This is a genomic window from Aliiroseovarius sp. B-4 (assembly GCF_056857795.1).
The window spans coordinates 242852-261181 of the sequence record NZ_JBSXNV010000039.1 but is presented as its reverse complement, the minus strand read 5'-3'; the positions used below and the strand labels follow the sequence as shown (position 1 = coordinate 261181).

General features: G+C 57.4%; 18 protein-coding genes. 11 read left to right on the top strand and 7 right to left on the bottom strand.

Translation table 11 applies throughout. The features are described from left to right. Positions 1 to 4 precede the first annotated feature (4 nt). Complete coding sequence (locus tag AC13C8_RS12225; RefSeq protein ID WP_482847550.1) at positions 5 to 535, bottom strand: DUF721 domain-containing protein; 531 nt, start codon at positions 533 to 535, stop codon at positions 5 to 7. 72 nt (positions 536 to 607) lie between these two features. On the opposite strand from AC13C8_RS12225, the gene AC13C8_RS12220 reads away from it, so the two are divergent. Further along, positions 608 to 1648: an A/G-specific adenine glycosylase gene (locus AC13C8_RS12220; protein ID WP_482847548.1), complete on the top strand. Its 1041-nt coding sequence runs from the start codon at positions 608 to 610 to the stop codon at positions 1646 to 1648. Positions 1649 to 1701: 53 nt separating this feature from the next. After that, the gene (locus AC13C8_RS12215) at positions 1702 to 2841 is read left to right on the top strand and encodes an alkane 1-monooxygenase (RefSeq protein ID WP_091427523.1); all 1140 of its coding nucleotides are present in this window, start codon (positions 1702 to 1704) and stop codon (positions 2839 to 2841) included. On the opposite strand, the gene AC13C8_RS12210 is transcribed toward AC13C8_RS12215, so the two are convergent. From AC13C8_RS12210 to AC13C8_RS12195, 4 genes are all read right to left on the bottom strand, one after another. Next, positions 2838 to 3461, bottom strand: coding sequence for a glutathione S-transferase (locus AC13C8_RS12210; RefSeq protein ID WP_091427522.1), 624 nt, complete (start codon positions 3459 to 3461; stop codon positions 2838 to 2840). The two genes, AC13C8_RS12215 and AC13C8_RS12210, sit on opposite strands and share 4 nt — an antisense overlap. Before the next feature lie 176 nt (positions 3462 to 3637). Further along, entirely contained in the window at positions 3638 to 4738 is a 1101-nt protein-coding gene (locus tag AC13C8_RS12205) for a site-specific DNA-methyltransferase (protein WP_091431906.1), read from the bottom strand. 112 nt (positions 4739 to 4850) lie between these two features. Then, positions 4851 to 5588 (bottom strand): ribonuclease HII, encoded by a 738-nt coding sequence (locus AC13C8_RS12200; protein WP_482847545.1) that lies wholly within the window; start codon positions 5586 to 5588, stop codon positions 4851 to 4853. Positions 5589 to 5605: 17 nt separating this feature from the next. Next, positions 5606 to 6085 carry a hypothetical protein gene (locus AC13C8_RS12195; protein ID WP_143064265.1) on the bottom strand — a complete coding sequence of 160 codons (480 nt, stop codon included), beginning with the start codon at positions 6083 to 6085 and terminating at the stop codon, positions 5606 to 5608. Between the two features lie 156 nt (positions 6086 to 6241). Between AC13C8_RS12195 and AC13C8_RS12190 the strand changes: the two genes are divergently transcribed. Both AC13C8_RS12190 and AC13C8_RS12185 read left to right on the top strand, forming a co-directional pair. Then, positions 6242 to 6526, top strand: a complete 285-nt coding sequence (locus tag AC13C8_RS12190; RefSeq protein ID WP_091431903.1) for a hypothetical protein — start codon at positions 6242 to 6244, stop codon at positions 6524 to 6526. After that, complete coding sequence (locus AC13C8_RS12185) at positions 6498 to 7202, top strand: winged helix-turn-helix domain-containing protein (RefSeq protein WP_091427519.1); 705 nt, start codon at positions 6498 to 6500, stop codon at positions 7200 to 7202. The genes AC13C8_RS12190 and AC13C8_RS12185 overlap by 29 nt, the downstream gene beginning before the upstream one ends. A 66-nt stretch (positions 7203 to 7268) precedes the next feature. Here the strand turns inward: AC13C8_RS12185 and AC13C8_RS12180 are convergent, their stop codons facing one another. Both AC13C8_RS12180 and AC13C8_RS12175 read right to left on the bottom strand, forming a co-directional pair. Beyond that, positions 7269 to 8363 carry a tyrosine-type recombinase/integrase gene (locus AC13C8_RS12180; RefSeq protein ID WP_482847543.1) on the bottom strand — a complete coding sequence of 365 codons (1095 nt, stop codon included), beginning with the start codon at positions 8361 to 8363 and terminating at the stop codon, positions 7269 to 7271. 215 nt (positions 8364 to 8578) lie between these two features. After that, the gene (locus AC13C8_RS12175) at positions 8579 to 8797 is read right to left on the bottom strand and encodes a MerR family transcriptional regulator (protein WP_146365256.1); all 219 of its coding nucleotides are present in this window, start codon (positions 8795 to 8797) and stop codon (positions 8579 to 8581) included. 176 nt (positions 8798 to 8973) lie between these two features. Between AC13C8_RS12175 and AC13C8_RS12170 the strand changes: the two genes are divergently transcribed. The 7 genes from AC13C8_RS12170 to AC13C8_RS12140 all read left to right on the top strand — a co-directional run bounded on the left by AC13C8_RS12170 (position 8974) and on the right by AC13C8_RS12140 (position 18317). Continuing rightward, positions 8974 to 9408, top strand: a complete 435-nt coding sequence (locus AC13C8_RS12170; protein WP_482847541.1) for a helix-turn-helix domain-containing protein — start codon at positions 8974 to 8976, stop codon at positions 9406 to 9408. After that, complete coding sequence (locus tag AC13C8_RS12165) at positions 9408 to 9983, top strand: hypothetical protein (protein WP_482847540.1); 576 nt, start codon at positions 9408 to 9410, stop codon at positions 9981 to 9983. Before AC13C8_RS12170 ends, AC13C8_RS12165 begins: the two co-directional genes overlap by 1 nt. A gap of 151 nt (positions 9984 to 10134) precedes the next feature. Further along, the gene (locus AC13C8_RS12160; RefSeq protein ID WP_482847538.1) at positions 10135 to 11625 is read left to right on the top strand and encodes an ATP-binding protein; all 1491 of its coding nucleotides are present in this window, start codon (positions 10135 to 10137) and stop codon (positions 11623 to 11625) included. Continuing rightward, positions 11622 to 14372, top strand: a complete 2751-nt coding sequence (locus AC13C8_RS12155) for a Z1 domain-containing protein (RefSeq protein WP_482847536.1) — start codon at positions 11622 to 11624, stop codon at positions 14370 to 14372. Before AC13C8_RS12160 ends, AC13C8_RS12155 begins: the two co-directional genes overlap by 4 nt. Continuing rightward, a complete protein-coding gene (locus AC13C8_RS12150; protein ID WP_482847534.1) occupies positions 14359 to 15321 on the top strand; it encodes a PD-(D/E)XK motif protein in 963 nt (320 codons plus the stop codon). The genes AC13C8_RS12155 and AC13C8_RS12150 overlap by 14 nt, the downstream gene beginning before the upstream one ends. Next, positions 15314 to 17413, top strand: a complete 2100-nt coding sequence (locus AC13C8_RS12145) for an AIPR family protein (protein WP_482847533.1) — start codon at positions 15314 to 15316, stop codon at positions 17411 to 17413. Before AC13C8_RS12150 ends, AC13C8_RS12145 begins: the two co-directional genes overlap by 8 nt. Then, a complete protein-coding gene (locus AC13C8_RS12140) occupies positions 17373 to 18317 on the top strand; it encodes a DUF2971 domain-containing protein (protein ID WP_482847532.1) in 945 nt (314 codons plus the stop codon). Before AC13C8_RS12145 ends, AC13C8_RS12140 begins: the two co-directional genes overlap by 41 nt. Positions 18318 to 18330 lie beyond the last annotated feature (13 nt).

Below are 18330 nucleotides of genomic sequence, written 5' to 3'. Positions count from 1 at the left end.
AGTGTCAGCCTCTATCGTGTTTTTGTTTCATCAGCACATTACGTGCGAGCGTTTCAAGCGCTTCGCGCAAGCCTGCGTCAGTGACATCTTCCGTCACCTCGGCTGCGCGGGTGCAGGTTGTCTCGTCGATCACCGGTGCCTTTTTCGGTGCCGGGGTGAATTGCGCCTGTCCTTCGGAAAAGCCAGTCGGAGCGGTTTGGGTGATCCTTACCCGCGCGATGGCGTTATATCCATAGACCGCGTTGACTTTTTCGCGCAGTTGCTCTTTCTGCATTTCCAGCATCGGCGCCTGCGCGCCGGTGGTCAGCACGGTCAGGGTCGCCCCCATGCCGCCCCGGGCATAAGACACCTCGACAGGTTTAGCGATGGCGGCAATGTCTTCGCCGACGATCTCGGCCCAATGTGTCAGCACACGCGTTACCGCAAAGCCACGCGCTTCGCCCGTCTTGCGAATGCGCGTCGACAGCAGACTTGATGTCCGCTCAAAGCCCTTTCTGCGGCGCTGTTTGTTCTTCGGTTGACTCACGTCTGGCACATCCCGGTTTTGCCCCTATTCTATGCGGTTGAGGATGCTATGCCAGTGCAAAGCAATGATAGGGAATAACACTTGTGTGACGCACCACAGCCCGCCGACCTTTTGGCCTGGTATGACCGCCATGCCCGCGATCTGCCCTGGCGTGTCGGCCCCTCGGATCGAGCAGCCGGCGTTGTGCCGGACCCCTATGCCGTATGGCTGTCCGAAATCATGTTGCAACAGACAACTGTGGCGGCCGTCAGAGACTATTTCACCCGATTCATGGACTTGTGGCCGACGGTCGAGGATCTGGCCACCGCAGATGACGACCATGTCATGGGCGAATGGGCGGGGCTTGGATACTACGCCCGCGCACGCAACTTGCTGAAATGCGCGCGCGTGGTCACGCAGATGGGCGGATTTCCCCGGACCCGCTCGGCGCTTGAGGATTTGCCGGGTGTCGGCCCCTATACGTCAGCTGCGATTGCTGCGATCGCCTATGATCTGCCGGAAACGGTGGTGGACGGAAATGTTGAACGCGTCATGGCGCGGGTGTTTCAGATCGAAACGCCGCTGCCAGACGCCAAGCCCGAAATGAAGCAGCGCGCCGCCAGCCTGACGCCCAATGCGCGGCCCGGTGATTATGCGCAAGCCGTGATGGATCTGGGGGCCACGATCTGCACACCCAAGTCGCCCGCTTGCGGGATTTGTCCATGGATCAGAAATTGCCGCGCCCGCAGGGCAGGGGTGCAGGTCGCGCTGCCCGCCCGCAAACCGAAAACCCCCAAACCCACGCGATACGGCATCGCCTATCTAGCGCGGCGCGCGGATGGGGCGTGGCTGGTCGAACGTCGCCCTGAAAAGGGACTGCTGGGCGGGATGCTGGGCTGGCCGGGGGCCGCGTGGGGCGACACGGCAATTGAAGCAGAGCCCTTGCAGGCAGACTGGTGCGATCCGGGTGTCGAAGTGCGCCACACCTTCACGCACTTTCATCTAATTCTGTCGCTGCGCCTGGCCACGGTTTCCAACGCCGCACAGGCATCGGTTGGCCAGTTTCAGAAGATACGACCCACTGACCTGCCCACCGTGATGCGCAAGGCCTTTGACGTGGCGAAAGCCGCGTTGCCGGATTGAGCCGCACAGGTGCTGGGGCTATACATTTGATTGGAACAGATAAGGACATCGCCATGGTTCCAGCTTCGACAGTATCCCGGGTGCGAAATGCAGCACCCTTCGGGGTTTCGCTCTTGTTGCCCATTTTGGTCTGCATCGCGGCTGTGAAGGGCGGGTGGTATGTGCTTTTGCCGCCTTTGGGGACATGGTGGCTTTACGCGCTTCTCGACGCGGCGATCGGACGATACACTGACAATGCGGACCCTAACACGGCTGAAAAAGACCTTTTCTGGTATCGACTGATCACGCTGATCTGGTTTCCGATTCAGTTCGTGATGATCTTTGGGATGGTCTGGTATGTCACCGGCGCGGACCACCTGTCGCTGCTTGAAAAATTCCTGGTGTTCTTCGGCGTGGGCGTTCTGTCGGGCTCGGTTGGGATCGTGTATGCCCATGAACTGATGCACCAATCCAACCGGTTGGAGCGGTGGTTGGCCGATCTGTTGCTGGCCACTGTGCTCTACAGCCATTTCCGCACCGAACACCTGTTGGTTCATCACCCCTATGTCGGCACCACCCGCGATGCCGTGACGGCGCGATACAACGAAGGCTTTCACCGCTATTTCCTGCGCGTGCTGCATGAAACGCCTGTGTCGGCATGGAAGGCGGAAAAGGCGATGCTGGCGCGCAGGGGTTTGTCGGTCATGGACGGGTCGAACCCGTTTTGGCGCTATGGGGCCTTGCAACTGACGGCGTGTATTCTGGCTGTCCTGATTGGCGGCTGGCTTGGTCTGGCACTTTTTGCCTTTCAGGGATTCATCGCCATCTGGCAGTTGGAGCTGACCAATTATGTCGAGCATTACGGCCTGACCCGCAAACATCTGGGCGATGGAAAATATGAAAGTGTGATGCCGCATCACAGCTGGAACGCCGATCACCGCGCGTCGAATTGGCTGTTGATCAACCTGCAACGCCATTCCGATCATCACTATAAACCCGCGCGGCGATTTCCGCTGTTGCAGACCTATCCCGACAGTGACGCGCCACAACTGCCCTTTGGCTATCCGGTGATGACCGTCGCCGCATTGATCCCGCCCGTGTGGCGGCGCGTGATGAACCCGCGTGTGCGGGCCTGGCGCAAGCTGCATTACCCCGAGATCACGGATTGGAGCGCCTACAAGGCCGGAACCCTGCCGCCGCCGGGGGTCCGTTAGCGGAAGACTGTTGGTGTGTCACCGGTCTGCCATGGAGGGTATTTCTGCATGACGTCCGCAAGGCGGTCGCTGGCCAAAAACGTCTCTAGCCATGCGGAAATGCGCGGTGTTGCCTGGGTGTCGAAGCGCGGCTTGTCAATCATTGCGAACTGACGGACGAAGGGCAGGGTGGCGAAATCGGCCAGAGTTGGGGTGCGCCCATATAGCCAACCATTGGCCAGTTGCGCCTCAAGCCCGGTCAGCATCGCCATGGCCTCGGCGCGTGTAACCTCGGGGTCGCTGTCGGGGTGGCGCACGGCGTATTTCGTAAGATCAAGCGCGCGTTTGAACGGGCCGTCAAATGATTCGATCAGGTCAAACCCGGCGTCCGGCATGTCGCACAGCCCCTCGGGATCGTTCTGCGCCAAGGCCCAGCGCATGATGTCGTAGCTTTCATCCAGCACACCCTTAGCCGTCACCAGACACGGCACGGTCGCCGTGGGTGAGGCGTCGAGAAACGCTTGTGGCTTGTCGCGCAACAGGATCTCGCGCAGTTCGACTTGCACACCGCTGCTGGCAATCGCAAGCCGCGCGCGGATCGCATAGGGGCAACGGCGGAAGGAATAAAGGATCGGTAACATGGTCTATTCCTGCCTGATCCGACACAAGAGGTGCAAGTGGGCAACCCTGTGCAGATCAAAAAAACCCCACCCTTTGCAGGGTGGGGTCAGTTAAAGTGCCATGGAACAGACCACAGGCACCGGCGGTACACCGTGTTGCAGGCGCATGTATCTGCGTTCTGCAAAAAACGGGAAGGCTAGTTCATCTCTGCGCGGATTTGCTGGCGCAGCAGGTCAATCGGGACGTTCTTGCCGTCTTGCTTGAAGAACCAATAGGTCCAACCATTGCAGCTTGGCGCGCTTTCCAGTGCCGCGCCGACCTGGTGGATCGAGCCGCGCGCGTCGCCAGAGATCAGCGTGCCATCGGCGCGCACCTTGGCGGTTTGGCCACGGGGGCTGGTCAGCACCTCACCGGGGCGCAACATGCCGCGTTCGACCAGTTGGCCGAAGGGCACGCGTGGTTCGGCGCGTTTTGACGGTGTGGTGATCAACGCTTCTTTGTCGAACTTGCGGATTTTCGAAATACGTTTCTCAGCCACTTTGCGATAGGCTTCTTCGCGCTCGATCCCGATGAAATCGCGGCCCAACATCTTGGCCACGGCCCCGGTGGTGCCGGTGCCGAAGAACGGATCAAGGATGACGTCGCCAGGATTGGTCGATCCGACCAGAACACGATGCAGAAGCGATTCCGGTTTCTGGGTCGGGTGGGCCTTGTCACCGTTTTCGTCTTTCAGGCGCTCATGGCCGGTGCAGATCGGCAGAACCCAGTCTGACCGCATTTGAATGCCTTCGTTCAACGCCTTGAGCGCTTCATAGTTGAACGTGTATTTCGCGCCCTCGGATTTCGAAGCCCAGATCATCGTTTCATGCGCATTGGTGAAACGCTTGCCGCGGAAATTCGGCATCGGATTCGACTTGCGCCAGACCACATCATTCAGGATCCAATAGCCTTGGTTCTGAAGCTCGGCGCCCATGCGAAAGACGTTGTGATATGAACCGATCACCCAGATCGCACCATCCGGTTTCAGGATGCGGCGCGCGGCTTTCAGCCAGGCGCGGGTGAACTGGTCATAGGCCTTGAAGCTGTCGAACTGGTCCCAATCATCGTCGACCGCATCGACCTTGGAGTTGTCGGGTCGATGAAGATCGCCTTTTAACTGCAAATTATAGGGCGGGTCGGCAAAAATAAGATCGACTGAGTTTTCCGGCAGACTGTTCATCACCTTGATGCAGTCACCGTCAATAATCTGGTTCAGCGGCAGATCGACAGCCGCTTTTGTTGTGGTTTTCGTTTTCATTTCTGCCTCATGTACCCGGCGCATTTTGCGCTTATCGGTGGCGCTTTTTTGCGCTCGTTTTGATGTGGTCAGCATGAGTCAAAGGCGATTCGCCGTCAAATTCTTTTTTGAATCAGTCACTTACATTTTCTTGTTGATACAAGATATTGTGCACCGGCTTAAACGAACGTCTATGGTGTGGGGTCACACCAAGATTTTGAAGCGCCAACCTGTGGCTTTTTGACGGGTATCCCGCGTTCGTCTCCCACCCATAGCCGGGAAACTGTTGCGCCAAATCCACCATGATCCGGTCGCGGGTGATTTTGGCGATGATCGAGGCGGCGGAAATCGACACCGACCGGGCATCGCCTTTGATGATGGTCTCGGATGGCAGGGTCAAACCGCGCGGTGTCATGTTGCCGTCGATCAGCACGTGGTCGGGCGGGGTTGCCAGCCCTGCCACCGCTCGTTCCATCGCCAGATGGCTGGCGCGCAGGATGTTCAGTTCATCAATCTCGTCCACGGTCGCGTGGGCAATTGATACGTCAGCGCATGAGAGGATGATGTCAAACAGACCTTCACGCTTCTTGGAAGTCAAAACCTTGGAATCATTCAACCCGTCGGGAATGTTTGAGGGGTCCAGCACGACCGCCGCCGCCGTGACCGGCCCAGCCAAGGGTCCGCGACCGACCTCGTCCACACCGGCGATCCGCGCAAAGCCGCGCGTCATCGCCGCTGTTTCGAATGTGTAATCGGGAACGAGCTTGGTCATGCCCCTGCGTCGCCGATCGCTGGCCCGCCCGCAAGCAAAAAAAGCGAGAGCCGAAGCTCTCGCAAGTTTGGCGGTGCGATGGGTTAGGGGACGCCGCACCGCTGCTCGATGTTGGGTTAATAGGTGGTCTTCGTGCGGTATCCGCGATTGTTCAGGCATCCGCTGCGATACACTTTTCGAGCGACATAAATGCCATTCTTGTTGCGCGCGACGATCGTGTCCCGACAAGCGCGCGGAAGATCAGATGCATATGAGAAGTTCCGCTTCAGGCACCGCGGAGCAAAGAATTTCTGTTTGCCCTGCTGCGTTCGATAAGTGCGCAAGCAATTGGCAGGCAGTTGCAGATGATCCGGCACGCGGCGTACACGTTTATGCGGACGACTGGGTTTGTCCTTGTCCTCTTTCCAGTTCTTCTGACTGGACAGCAATGCACCCACAGTTGCCAGACCAAGCAATATTCCAATCACCGTTGTCGCATCCTGGCTGTCTGATCGCGAACCGTAATTGTCAGCAGAAACGGGGGCGACCGATAAGGCCAAAGCAAGTGTGGCACTAAGCGCGAGCTTCAAAGGCGAGGTTGTCAAATGGCGTTTCATCTTGTGTCCTTTCGGCAATGCATCCTTGGGGACGCGTGGCAGATGAACCGATGGTGGAGCCGTGGGCAAAGGTCAGGCAATAACGCCTCATTGTTATGACCTATCAATGCGTTTGATATTGAATATCCCGCGCGTGGACCGCATGGTTTGAACATGATGAAACATATCCTTCTTGCCCTTGCGCTTTCTGCCTATGCTCTGCCGTCTCAGGCCGGGTGTTATGCTGATTACAAAGCGAAACAGGACGACCCGCTCAGGCTACACTACGGCGTGATCGAGCTGTCGGATGCCGCGTGCAACAACCGACAGGTGGCCATGCGACAGGTGCGGCAAAGCCTTGAAAACGAGGGGTGGCTGCTTTTGAAGATTCAGTCCATCTTCGACGAGTCAGGTCTTACCGAAAGGAAAGAAAGTGCCGGAGAGTTCTTCCTTCGCTTCTGATGCGCGACGGGTGTCGAACCGGGTGGTCGTGGCGGGGATTGCCGCGATTGTCGGGATACTTCTGATCGCCGCCATCGTGTTGTTCATGACACTGCCAGACGCCAATGCGTTCAACGCACGGGTCGAGCGGATATTTGTCGAAAATGACGGCCTGACCTCGGGGGCAGAGATAAAGCTCTTGGAAATTCTGGCCCAATCAGGCACCGCGTTTGCCGACACGCTGACCAGCTATCGCATGGTGATCTTCGTGCTTCTGGTGTTCGCCACCGCGCTGCTGGTGGCTGCGTTGGTGTTTCTGTTGACCATCATCGGCTTGAACCGGCGTATGGGCGAGATTGAGCGGGCGGGCATCCAGGTCAACTCGCTGCTGATCAGCCGCGAGGAACGGACGGTCTATCTGAACAACATGGAATTTTCCCTGACCGAAGCCGCGATCGAAACCCTGTCGGCCCTTGCTGAGGCGCGGATGGACGAAGAGGTTTTGTCGGGGTCCGAACTTGAGGGGCTGATTTCCGGTCGCGACCCCGCCGACTGCGACGAGGCGGCAGGCGCCACCCGGATCAAACGCCTGCGCGATGCGCTGGGCAATCAGATGATGAGCGAACTGCTGGTCAAAACCATCGCCCGCCGCGGTTACATGCTGTCGATCGACAAGGATGTGATCCGAATGATCTGAGGGGGTGGCGACCCCGGCAGGATTCGAACCTGCAACCTGCCCCTTAGGAGGGAACCGTTCATAGCGCTATTCCTTCTTTGATTTCTTGCTCTTGGTTGTTTGTACGGTGTCCGGCTGTACGTGGTGTGTACGAAAACGGGCCCTGACATCTGCCTCATCCGCCTCCGCATGGGCGTAGATGCGCATGGGCAAATTGGGGTCTGACCAGCGGCCCGCCTTGGCCGCTGTGACCGGATCAACGCCTTGGCGCACGACCAGTTCCGTGAAGAACCCGTGCCGTCCTGCCGGGTGCGCCGAGAGGTACGGGATGCCTGCGTTCTTGCAGATCGTCTTCCAGCGCGTGTTGTAGCCTGTCGAGCTGCCATAACCGAAGACGCGGGGCTTCATCAGCTTGCCGGTCTTCCGGTTCTTGGGCCGCTTCGGCGGCAAGGCCAGCAGCTCGTCCATCATCTGTGGTGAAACGGTTATCCAGCTTTCCGGATGGCCCTTCTGCGCCTTCACCCTGACTTTGTTCTCCGTAGGCCGCAGATCGTCAGGCTCAATCGAGACAGCCTGATCGATCCGGGCCGCCGTCTCGAACATGAAACGTACTAAGGCGGCGTTGTAGGGGTCAGCTGCCCTGCAGAAAGCCTCTATCCATTCCTTGTCGGCGGGCTTGCGTTCGACACGGCTGATCTTCCCCCGGCGCTTGTCCTGCGCGATCCGCTCGAACTTGTCGTAGGGCTTCACCCGGATCAGAGGCGTACCCTCCAACTCGTGCGCGTTGTTGATGACCGCACTCGCTGGCGTCACGATCTCGCGCCACCAAGTATCGGTCGAAGCCTTTGGCTTAAGTTTGGGGCCAAGTCCCTTCAGAAGCGCACCAGAGATTGCGCCTAGAGGCATGTCACCGATTTCTTCAACAATCGGGATCAACTGCTTCGCGGTTTTGGGAGAGGCATTGTAAAGCATGATCGCATCCGAGAAGGTCTTGCTCGGCTCATCGCCAACGACATGACGGCGTATCTGCAGCTCTGTTTCGTGGTTTATCCAGTCCCGTGCGCCCGCTTCTGTAGATGCCTTAGTGCTTCGCCGGTATGGGCCTGCGATTGGCCTGCCGTTGTACTCGACCCACCCCTTAGCCCAGTAGAAGCGACCCCTCTTGTAGATTTGGAGCGGCATGACTGGCCTCCTTCGAAAATCGTATCAATCTGCGCGGGCGTGATGAGCATGGTCCGACCAAGGCGGTAGAATGCGCCAGTGTCATTTGCCCGCTCGCGCAAGGTGCGCTCGGAGATGTCGATCCCCATGTCTGCCATGACCTCGACCCATTGCGCCGGTGTTTTGCCAAGTCCCAAGATTTGCGAGCTGTCTGCATAGTCGGAACCGGACATGGATCAGCACTCCCCGCTCTTGTTGGCGGCATTGCAGTCAGCTTTGACCGTGAACTGCGCCACGTACTTCTCCCAGGCCCCGCTTGGGATCTTCGGATTCCGGCGCCCTGGGGCCGTGTAGATGTGGTCCAGCATGTCCTCGCGGATCAGGTAACGCACGTTGGACACCGGAATGCCGACGCGCTCGGCCAGTTCTTTCGGGGTTTCCAAGAGCTTTTGCACGCGTCGCCTCCTCAATCGTTGCGCTCACAAATCGAGGCAGGCGATTTCATTTTGCGTTCAGAATGAAACAAACTTACGCTGATCTTACGTGAATCGAACGCGTTGCCACGATTTATGGTCATATGTAATTCATATAACCAGTATTGTGGTCAATGCAACCATTAAGAAGGTTGTGGATGACAGTTCCCGGCTTGGGGCACCGCCTTGCGGCTGTGCGAAGCGAAGCAAACCTCTCCCAAGAGGAGATGGCGCAGCGCCTCGGCACTAGCCGAAGCGCGTACCAATACTATGAGCGCGGCCAACGGGATTTGACGGCCTCCTTGTTGCTCAAAGTCTACGAGGAATTCGACGTCGATCCGCTCTGGATGCTCGAGGGCGATACCACGGACGGCAAAAACCGAAGACACGAACAGATCGCCGCCGCCAATCGAAAGATCGGCATCGCGGTCGAGCGCCGGATCATTGATCGCGGACTGACCGTGACCCCCGAAAAGAAATGGGATGCCATCGATTTCCTGTTCGATGAGTTCCTGAACACCGATGTCCTCGCTGCAGGCGGCGAAGAACCGGACACCACGAGAATTGATAGCGTTTTGAGGTTGGTAAGCTGATGCTGGACGAAAAACTCCCCGACGACGTGGCAAAACTGCGCCCGCGCAAGCTTCGGCTGGGCCCGGATGTAGAACGCCTGCTTGAAGGCGTTGCAGGTGTGGAAGTCGACCCAAAGAAGGCAGGGCAGGCCAATGGATTGCGCCCGAAGGCTGATAGCGTCAACGCGGCCCGTTGCGCCGGGTGTGGCCAGATCGAATACATCACGCGCGAATATTGTCGCTGCGGACACTACCTGACTGGCCAGATCGAAGACGAATATCTTGCATGGGAACGCAACCTGGCAGAAACACACGAGCGTCTTTCGACTGAAGCGGATCGCAAGCTGAAACCGTTCAGGATCATGGCACTCGCAGCTATTCCTTTCATCATCTGGCCGCTCCTCTATCCCGTGCTGTTTGACGACTTCGGATCGTTGACCACTTGGCTCTGGATGCTGCCCGGCATCGCGATTTTCGGGCTTTTCGGCCTAATCCAGGCAATTGTGACTGCCGAACTCAACGACAGCGCTCAAGCTCTCGCAGCCGCCAGCTTCGAGCAATTTCTGACTGAGCGCATTGGCATGCCGAGCAATTGATGCACATGACATTGTCCATTTTTTCAATTTCAACCCGTGCAGTCTTCAACGCTTTGGTTCTGGGCAGTTTTTCTGCACTCTCATGCGCCAGGAAGTTGTCACCCGATCAGCTGGTCACTCTTCGTTCCGGTCTCGGAGAAAGGAGGCCAAAGTGACGGAGCATATTGTTCGGGAGGTGGATGCAACACCCTATGCGGCATCGCTCATCGAGGGCCATCGCGACTTCGGCTACAACCTCGAGACAGCTCTCGCCGACATCATCGACAACGCCATCACCGCTGGCGCACGGACGGTAGAGCTGATCGCCGACACCGTTGCCGACGAGCCGTGGATCGCATTGGCTGATGACGGTTCAGGCATGACGGAAACCGAACTGGTCGAAGCCATGCGTCTCGGTTCGAAGAACCCGACAGACGAGCGCGAGGCAGAAGACCTTGGTCGTTTCGGCCTCGGCCTCAAGAGTGCCAGCTTCTCGCAGTGCCGAAGTCTGACGGTTCTGACGCGGCAAGACGGTCGCACATCCTGCGCGCGCTGGGATCTGGACCGCGTCGCGAAACGGAACGACTGGAGCCTCGAACTCATCGACAACCCCGAACTCGTGACAGGGCATGACCTCCTTGCGGAGACCGGAACGGTCGTCATCTGGGAGAAACTCGATCGCCTGAGTGGCGGCTACACCCATGACCGAACCAAGCGGGCCGAGCACATGAATTCGGAGCTGTCCCGCGCAGAGCATCATCTGCGATTGGTGTTTCATCGCTTTCTGGAGGGCTCCACGCCGCGTCTGAAACTGTCGCTGAACGGTCGACCGCTGAAACCTATCGACCCCATGGCAACGACACACGTCGCGACGCAGAAGGACCCGGAAGAAGTGCTTCGCCTGCGTCAGGGTGACGTTCTGATAAGGTGCCACACGCTGCCCCATCACAAGCGGCTGAGCCGGGAAGAATGGGAAGAAATCGGCGGCCCGGAGGGCCATCTGAAGGCCCAGGGCCTCTACGTCTATCGTGAGAAACGTCTAATCATCGCGGGCGGATGGCTGGGTCTCGCGCGCCAGACCGAACTCACGAAACTCTGCCGGATCGCAGTCGATATCCCGAACACGATGGATGCGGAGTGGAAGATCGACGTCAAGAAAGCTTCGGCCCAGCTTCCGCCGGTGGTGCGTGAGCGACTGAAGAAGGTTGTAGAAAGGTTCGTCGGCACATCCAAGCGCACCTATCGCAGCCGAGGCCAGAAGCTGGTCGATGAGACCCGTTTTCCGATCTGGAATCGGGTGCAGAAGGATGGGCAGATCGTCTTTCGCCCCAACCTGGAGCACCCGGTATTTCGAACCTATGCCGAGCAGCTGCCAGAAGAGCTGCGAGAGGGTTTCGAACGTTGCCTGCGCATTGTCGGTTCAGGTCTGCCGATCGAGACGCTGCATGCTGAACTCGTCGGAAACGCGGAATCTGTGACGGCAGATGAGACTTCAGCAACCGACCTCGAAGAGTTGGTCTATTCCCTTGCGGTGACACTGACGGAAAACGGTGTGCCCTCCGAGGCCCTGTCGGACACGATGCAGAGCAACCCGTTCTTGCGAGTGCGGTGGGAAGCCGCCGCACCGATTCTGGAAGAATTCTTGAGGACACGAAATTCATGAGTGATGCCATCGAGACAGTGAAGAACATGGTCGAAAGTGGCCTGTTCAATCAGGCACGGAAGACCGAAGACGAGTTGCGCAGTATGATCCGAGGCGTCGCAGCTTTGGTACCGCCGGGCCTCAGCGATGAAGAGATCGAGCAGATTGCGCGGGAGATCGAGCACAAGCAGGGTATCAAGGCGGGACTTGGTGCGGTGGTCGATAGCGAGGATTTCGAACCTTGGCTGGATGACGCGAAGCCGTCGATCGAGCCTTTCTACTGGAGCCGTTACCAAAAATTGCTCCTGCAAAACGGCCTGCCTAAAGACGTGGTGATTTCCACGGACACGGTTACGGATAAAATTCTCAGCCGACTAGGCAACCCCGAGAAACACGTGCCGTGGGATCGGCGTGGCATGGTGGTTGGCCACGTCCAAAGCGGCAAGACCGCCAATTATACGGGCCTGATCTGCAAGGCGGCAGATGCGGGGTACAGGCTGATCATCGTTATTGCGGGTATTCACAACAACCTTCGAAACCAGACTCAGGCCCGGATCGACGAGGGCTTCATCGGTCGTGATACCGGGAAATCCCAGGAAACCAAGAAGGGCGGTGCAAAACACATCATCGGCGTCGGCCATTTCGACCCGAACAACACACCGGTCAGCCTTACCAACACTCTACGGGATTTCAACAAGGCCACGGCCTCAACTAACACGAGCGAGATTGACTCCTACAAGGTTCCTGTCGTCCTCGTGATCAAGAAGCAGTCGAATACACTCCGCAACCTGCTGCAATGGCTCAAGGACAATAGTGCCCGCGGTGACCGTGAGATGATTGATCAGCCTATGCTGCTCATTGATGACGAGGCTGACAACGCTTCGATCAATACCAAGTACAATAAGGAGGAAGTCACAACCACAAATAGGTTGATCCGCGAGCTTCTGAACACTTTCCACCGGAGTTGCTATGTCGGGTATACCGCAACTCCTTTCGCGAATATCTTCATCGACCCTGATCAAGACGATGAAATGCTGGCGGAAGACCTGTTTCCGAAGGATTTTATCATCGGCCTCGATGCGCCATCCAATTATTTCGGCGGCAAAAAAGTCTTTGTCGAAGGCTTGCCCGATGATGAGGAGCCAACTTGGTTGAGGTATGTCGACGACAATGAAGATGTGCTTCCCGTCAAACATCCACAGGATTTTTTCGTGGAAGCACTCCCGGACTCGTTGGTGAGAGCTGTTCGCGCCTTCGTGCTGACTGCTGCTATTCGTAAGCTAAGAAACCAAGAGCACAAACACTGCTCGATGTTGGTGAACGCAAGCTTTCGGAACCCTATTCAATCACAGCTGCGGAATCGGTTGCATGAAGTACTTCAAAGGATTCAGAATGCTGTCAGAGTGAACGGTTCAACTGGTATCAAGGGAATTGCAGACCCTGAGATTGCAGCTTTGAAAGAGGTGTGGGAAAGCGAATTCAAAAAGACCTATTCCTCATGGGAGGAGATTCAGGTTGCGCTGCATGAGGCAATAGCCGCAGCACAGGTCGTGTTGGTGAACTACAAGTCGAAAGATGTCTTGGAGTATCCCGATGAAGTTCGTGGCAAAGCGGGTAGAAAATACATTGCAGTCGGCGGTTTTTCTCTATCGCGCGGACTAACGCTCGAGGGGCTGACAGTAACCTGGTTTTTACGTAACACGAAGATGTACGATACCCTCATGCAGATGGGGCGTTGGTTCGGATATCGGACCGGATACGAAGATCTTTGCCGTATCTGGATGCCAGCCGAAGCTATTGGATGGTACGCATACATTGCGAACGCGACAGAGGAATTGCACTCAGAAATTCACGATATGGCGGCTGTTCCGACGGCCACTCCTAGGGATTTCGGTCTGGCGGTGCGAAGTCATCCAGCTTCGTTGCTCGTCACAGCACGCAACAAGATGGGGTCGGGAACGAAGGTCACGACGCTGATCGGACTCTCTAACAAGTTTGTCGAGACATCGAGAGTAAGCATAAGATCGGCCGATCTTTCCGCGAATATTGATGCGACCAAGTCTTTGTTTTTAAAGCTCAAGAGCGCGGGCTTAGAGGAGGAGCGATCGTCTTGGGGGGTGTTGTATCGCGGCGTACCGGTCCAGTTCATAGACGAATTTCTTGCCGCGTGGCGAAACGCCGAGCAGAGCGTAACGACTGACCCGGACCCGGTCAGAAAATACATCGATGCGCGAAGTTCGGACGAGTTGCAAACTTGGGATGTATTAGTGCCCAGCCTAACCAAAGGCGAATCCGACGGAACGCTAGGCATGCCGATCGTGCCCGCGACGCGATATGTGGACCTGGACGATCTGCAACATGATTTCATGTCATTCAGCGGGAGGCGAATGCGCGTCGCGTCTCGGGGTATCGAGAAGGCTGGTGTAGACCCGGCAAGGGCTGAGGCAGCCGAGTCGCGGTATCGGGAAGAAAACGGGAAGACAGACGGTGAACGCGTGAACTATCCGGACTCGATCTACCGCCGCGAAAGAGATCGCGGCCTTTTCATTCTCCATTTCGTCAAGGCAAAGGCGCCAGATGGAAAGGAAGATGCCAAGCAAGTCGACCTGATTCCTGCCGATCCCGTTGTGGCGTGGGGCATAAGCCTTCCCGTTTCTTCTCGCCCGGCCGAACGCGTTGAATACGTGGTGAATACGGTGCGCTATCGGGAACTCTTCGGTGAAGAAGACGAAGACGAAGATCAGGAGGCACCTCTTGAAACCTCGTGATCCCTGGGAAAGACTGGACCCGGACGAAGCCAAACGGGTCGATGTCGCGGGCCGTTTCGATTTCTTCTGGGTGGTGCTGGACGCCGGCATGCCCGGCCTGATGTTGAAGCTGCCCGCCCTGCCACAACCAGTCCCACGCCTGCCGAAATTGAAGAACCTTGTTGCCTCCTTCCGACCGGTTTCGGGTGGATCGGCATTCGTTCTTGCCCTCAAGGAAAGAAGCCAGGTCGAGATCTTCGAGACCCTTTGCCGGGATGTGGTCGAGGCTGGGGAAGCAGGTGCGGATCGGGACGAAGCGCTCTCGAGAGCGCTTCAACGTACACGTCGCTGGTATCATCTCCTACGCGGTGGAAAGGCCAATGGACTATCCGTTGAAGAGCAGCGGGGGCTAGTCGGCGAGTTGGCCTTCGTTCGGGACCTAGTGTCCGCATTCGGCCCAGAGACTGCAATCGAGGCCTGGACCGGCCCGACCGGCTCGGCGAAGGACTTCGAGCTCATCGGAAGCTGCGTCGAGGTGAAGGCAAGGCGGGTGGCTGCAAAGCCGTTCGTGGCCATTTCGTCCGAAGTCCAGCTTGCGGATATCGAAGGGAGCCGCCTGTGCCTTCGTGTGGTCAATGTGGCGTCGGCCGTCCTGCCGGAAGGTCAGAGCCTGCATGATCACGTGCGAATGACGGCCGAGATGTTCGAAGAAGACGGCGCGGCCTTCGATGCGTGGGAGGAGACGCTCTATTCGACAGGATATGATTCCGAGAACGATTACGACGAGCGGCGATGGCTTCTTGGCGCTGCGACCGACTACGAGGTGACAGAAGGTTTTCCCCGGATTTGCACACCTCTTGCGCCGGGCGTGGAGAATGTCCGGTACGCGATTGCTCTCGATGCCTGCGAACCGTTCAAACTGGAAGGTGATCTGATCGACGTCATCCGAGGAGGGCTTGACCATGAGTGATCTGGAAGAATTCCATCATGAACTTATCGCCGATATCCAGGGCGATGCTGACGTCCTCGGCCTCGTCACGGTAGAGGCATTTTTCGAGAAGATTGGCGAGTTGCTCACGGAAGCTGGCGAATTGGACGGCGCAAACCGAGCGTATTTCGAAGGGAGCGTTTCCGGTAATCCGGCACGAATCGACGGCTACGGTGGTGACCCGAGGGACGGCGATGGAGTGCTGAGCTTAATCCTCTGCGACTTCTCGATCACGGATGAAGTCAGGCTTATTCACAAGGATCGGCTCCAGGTTCTGCTGAACACGTTGCATCGCTTTCTCAAAGCAAGCTTGAAGCCTGATTTCAGGGAACAGCTCGAGGAAACGAGTTCCGGCTTTGGTGTCGCTGATCTGATTGCCACGACCTGGAAAGACATCGAGAAGATCAAACTGATCATCGTTTCGAACGCTGACTCAAGGACACAAGCCGACGCAGCCAAGGTGACGGATGTCGATAGCAAGCCGGTAACCTTGAGTGTCTGGGATCTGAAGCGCCTCAAGCAGTACATGGAGCAAGGGCAGGCGCGGGCCAACTTGGCCATCGATTTCGAAAGGGATTTCGGTGGCGGCATTCCGCTACTCGCGGCATCCGGGGCCGAAACTTCGCTCGAGAGTTATCTGGCGGTCATTCCGGGCAAACAGCTGGCCGCAATCTACGATAAATGGGGGCCGCGCCTCCTCGAAGCCAACGTCAGGAGCTTTCTTCAGGCGCGCAACAAGGTGAACAGGGGCATTCGCGACACGATCCGCGATGAACCGCACATGTTCTTTTCCTACAACAACGGGCTCAGCGCGACGGCAGACGCGATCGAGGTGGAGCAAACCGATCAGGGCCTCCAGCTTGTGCGGGCGGACAATCTACAGATCGTCAACGGTGGGCAGACGACAGCCTCACTGCATGCGGCTCGGAAAACCTCCGCTGAGCAGCTTGAACAGGTCCACGTCCAGATGAAGTTGACCATCGTGCCGCGCGAACAGTCCGAACTCGTCGTCCCGCGCATTTCCGAGTATGCTAACAGCCAGAACAAGGTGAATGCTGCGGACTTCTTCGCCAACCACCCCTTCCACATCCGGATAGAAGAGCTGTCGCGCAAGGTTTTGGCGCGGGGAGAAGACGGGTATCGGGACACCAAATGGTTCTACGAGCGCGCGAGGGGGCAATATGCCGATGAAATCGGACGGAGAAAGAGTTCTGGAAGACAAACTGCTGAAAGTCGGAAGTTTCAGGCCGAGTTCCCCCGCTCCCAGTTCCTCACGAAGACCGATCTAGCCAAGTTCGAGAACACCTGGGCCTGCCTGCCGCATATCGTAAGTCTCGGCGCGCAGAAGAACTTCGCGGAATTCGCTAAGCATATCGGCAAGCGATGGGGTTCTGAAGGTGCGGCGTTCGATGAGCTCTGGTTCAGGCGCATGATCGCCAAGGCCATCATCTTCCGGGCCACCGAAAAGCTGGTTTCGGGCGCGGAATGGTACGAAGGAGGTTACCGCGCTAACATCGTGACCTACGCGATTGCCAAGCTCGTCCATGATGCAGAGGAACGGGAAATGGTCGTCGATCTGGACGCTGTCTGGAGATACCAGGATGTTTCTCCAGACTTGAAGGCGGCCTTGTTGGTGGCAGCGGCAGAAGCGCAGGACGTGATCACGCACCCGCCCGAGGGTGTGCGCAATTTCAGCGAATGGGCAAAGAAGCAACCATGCTGGAAGTGGCTGGAGGATCGTGAGTTGATCTATCCGGAGGGGTTCGACCGCGTTCTGATTTCTCCGGACCTGGCCAATGAACGGGTGAGAGAGGCCCGCGCGGACAAGGCTGTCGAGACCAGCGTCGAGGCGGAGTTGGAGGTGCACAGGCTTGGCGCCGCGTTCTGGGCGGAAGCCCGGAATTGGGCGCGGGAGCGTGGGCTTCTGTCCCCGCGAGAAAATGGCGTTCTGGAAACCTGCGCCGCGATCCCAAGCAAGATGCCGTCGGACAAGCAGTGCGCTATTGCGATGAGCGCGCTCAAAAAGCTTCAGGATGAAGGTTTTTCAACTGGCGTGGGCGTCGATGCAACCTGACTCGAACAGGAAGCTGTACAAGTTCAGTGGTCCAACCGCGTACGCTCTTCAGAACCTGGAGAACGGGGTGATTTTTTGTCAGCACTACTCAGCTTACAATGATCCATTCGAGTTCTGGAGTAACATCTACGAAGGCATTCCCGATCCAAAGCTCGAACCAGAAAGATTTCTTGCCGCTGCATCGGCGTGGGGGTTTCCGGCGAACTCAGTCGACGAGCTGATGGTTGATCGAGGATTCTTTGAGAACATGGAAGAGTACTTTGACGAGTGCCAGCACTATGCGCCGCCATTTGGAGCAATGCGGCAAGGTATTCGCATTGCCTGCTTCGGTTCCGAACAGGACAATTTGCTGATGTGGTCCCACTATGGCGACGGTCTTCGCGGGTTTTGCATCGTGTTCGACGAACCTTCGATCGCGAATGCTGACCCCGACGGTTACTTGTTTGATGTGGCCTATCTGCAGGCGCCGCCCACTGTAGACAGCTTGGTTTACGGGATATCTTGGGATCAAGACTGGTTCAGCCAGACCGCTATCGATGAAACAACGACAGCGATCGAATTCCAAGGAAGGAAGGAATTGCAGGCGGAAATTCCGATGTACGAAGAAGCTGGCGCTGAAGCTGTCAGGATGATGCATGATATCTGGCGGCACGCCTTCGGTACCAAGCCTGCCGAATGGAGCTACGAACGCGAACGACGTTTGTTGGTGCAGTCTGATCGTGACGACGAATTGCCGATCCTGCGCAAGTACCCCGCTGACGCCATCACGCAAATCGTGGTGGGCGAGAGGATGCCATCCGACTACCGACGTCGCCTCGAAGGCGTTCTGTCGAAAAACTACGGCAGTGTACCAATCTCGACCGCCCGACGGTCACCGTCGACTTACCGCTTGGAAATCGAGTGAGCCGAGGTTCGGC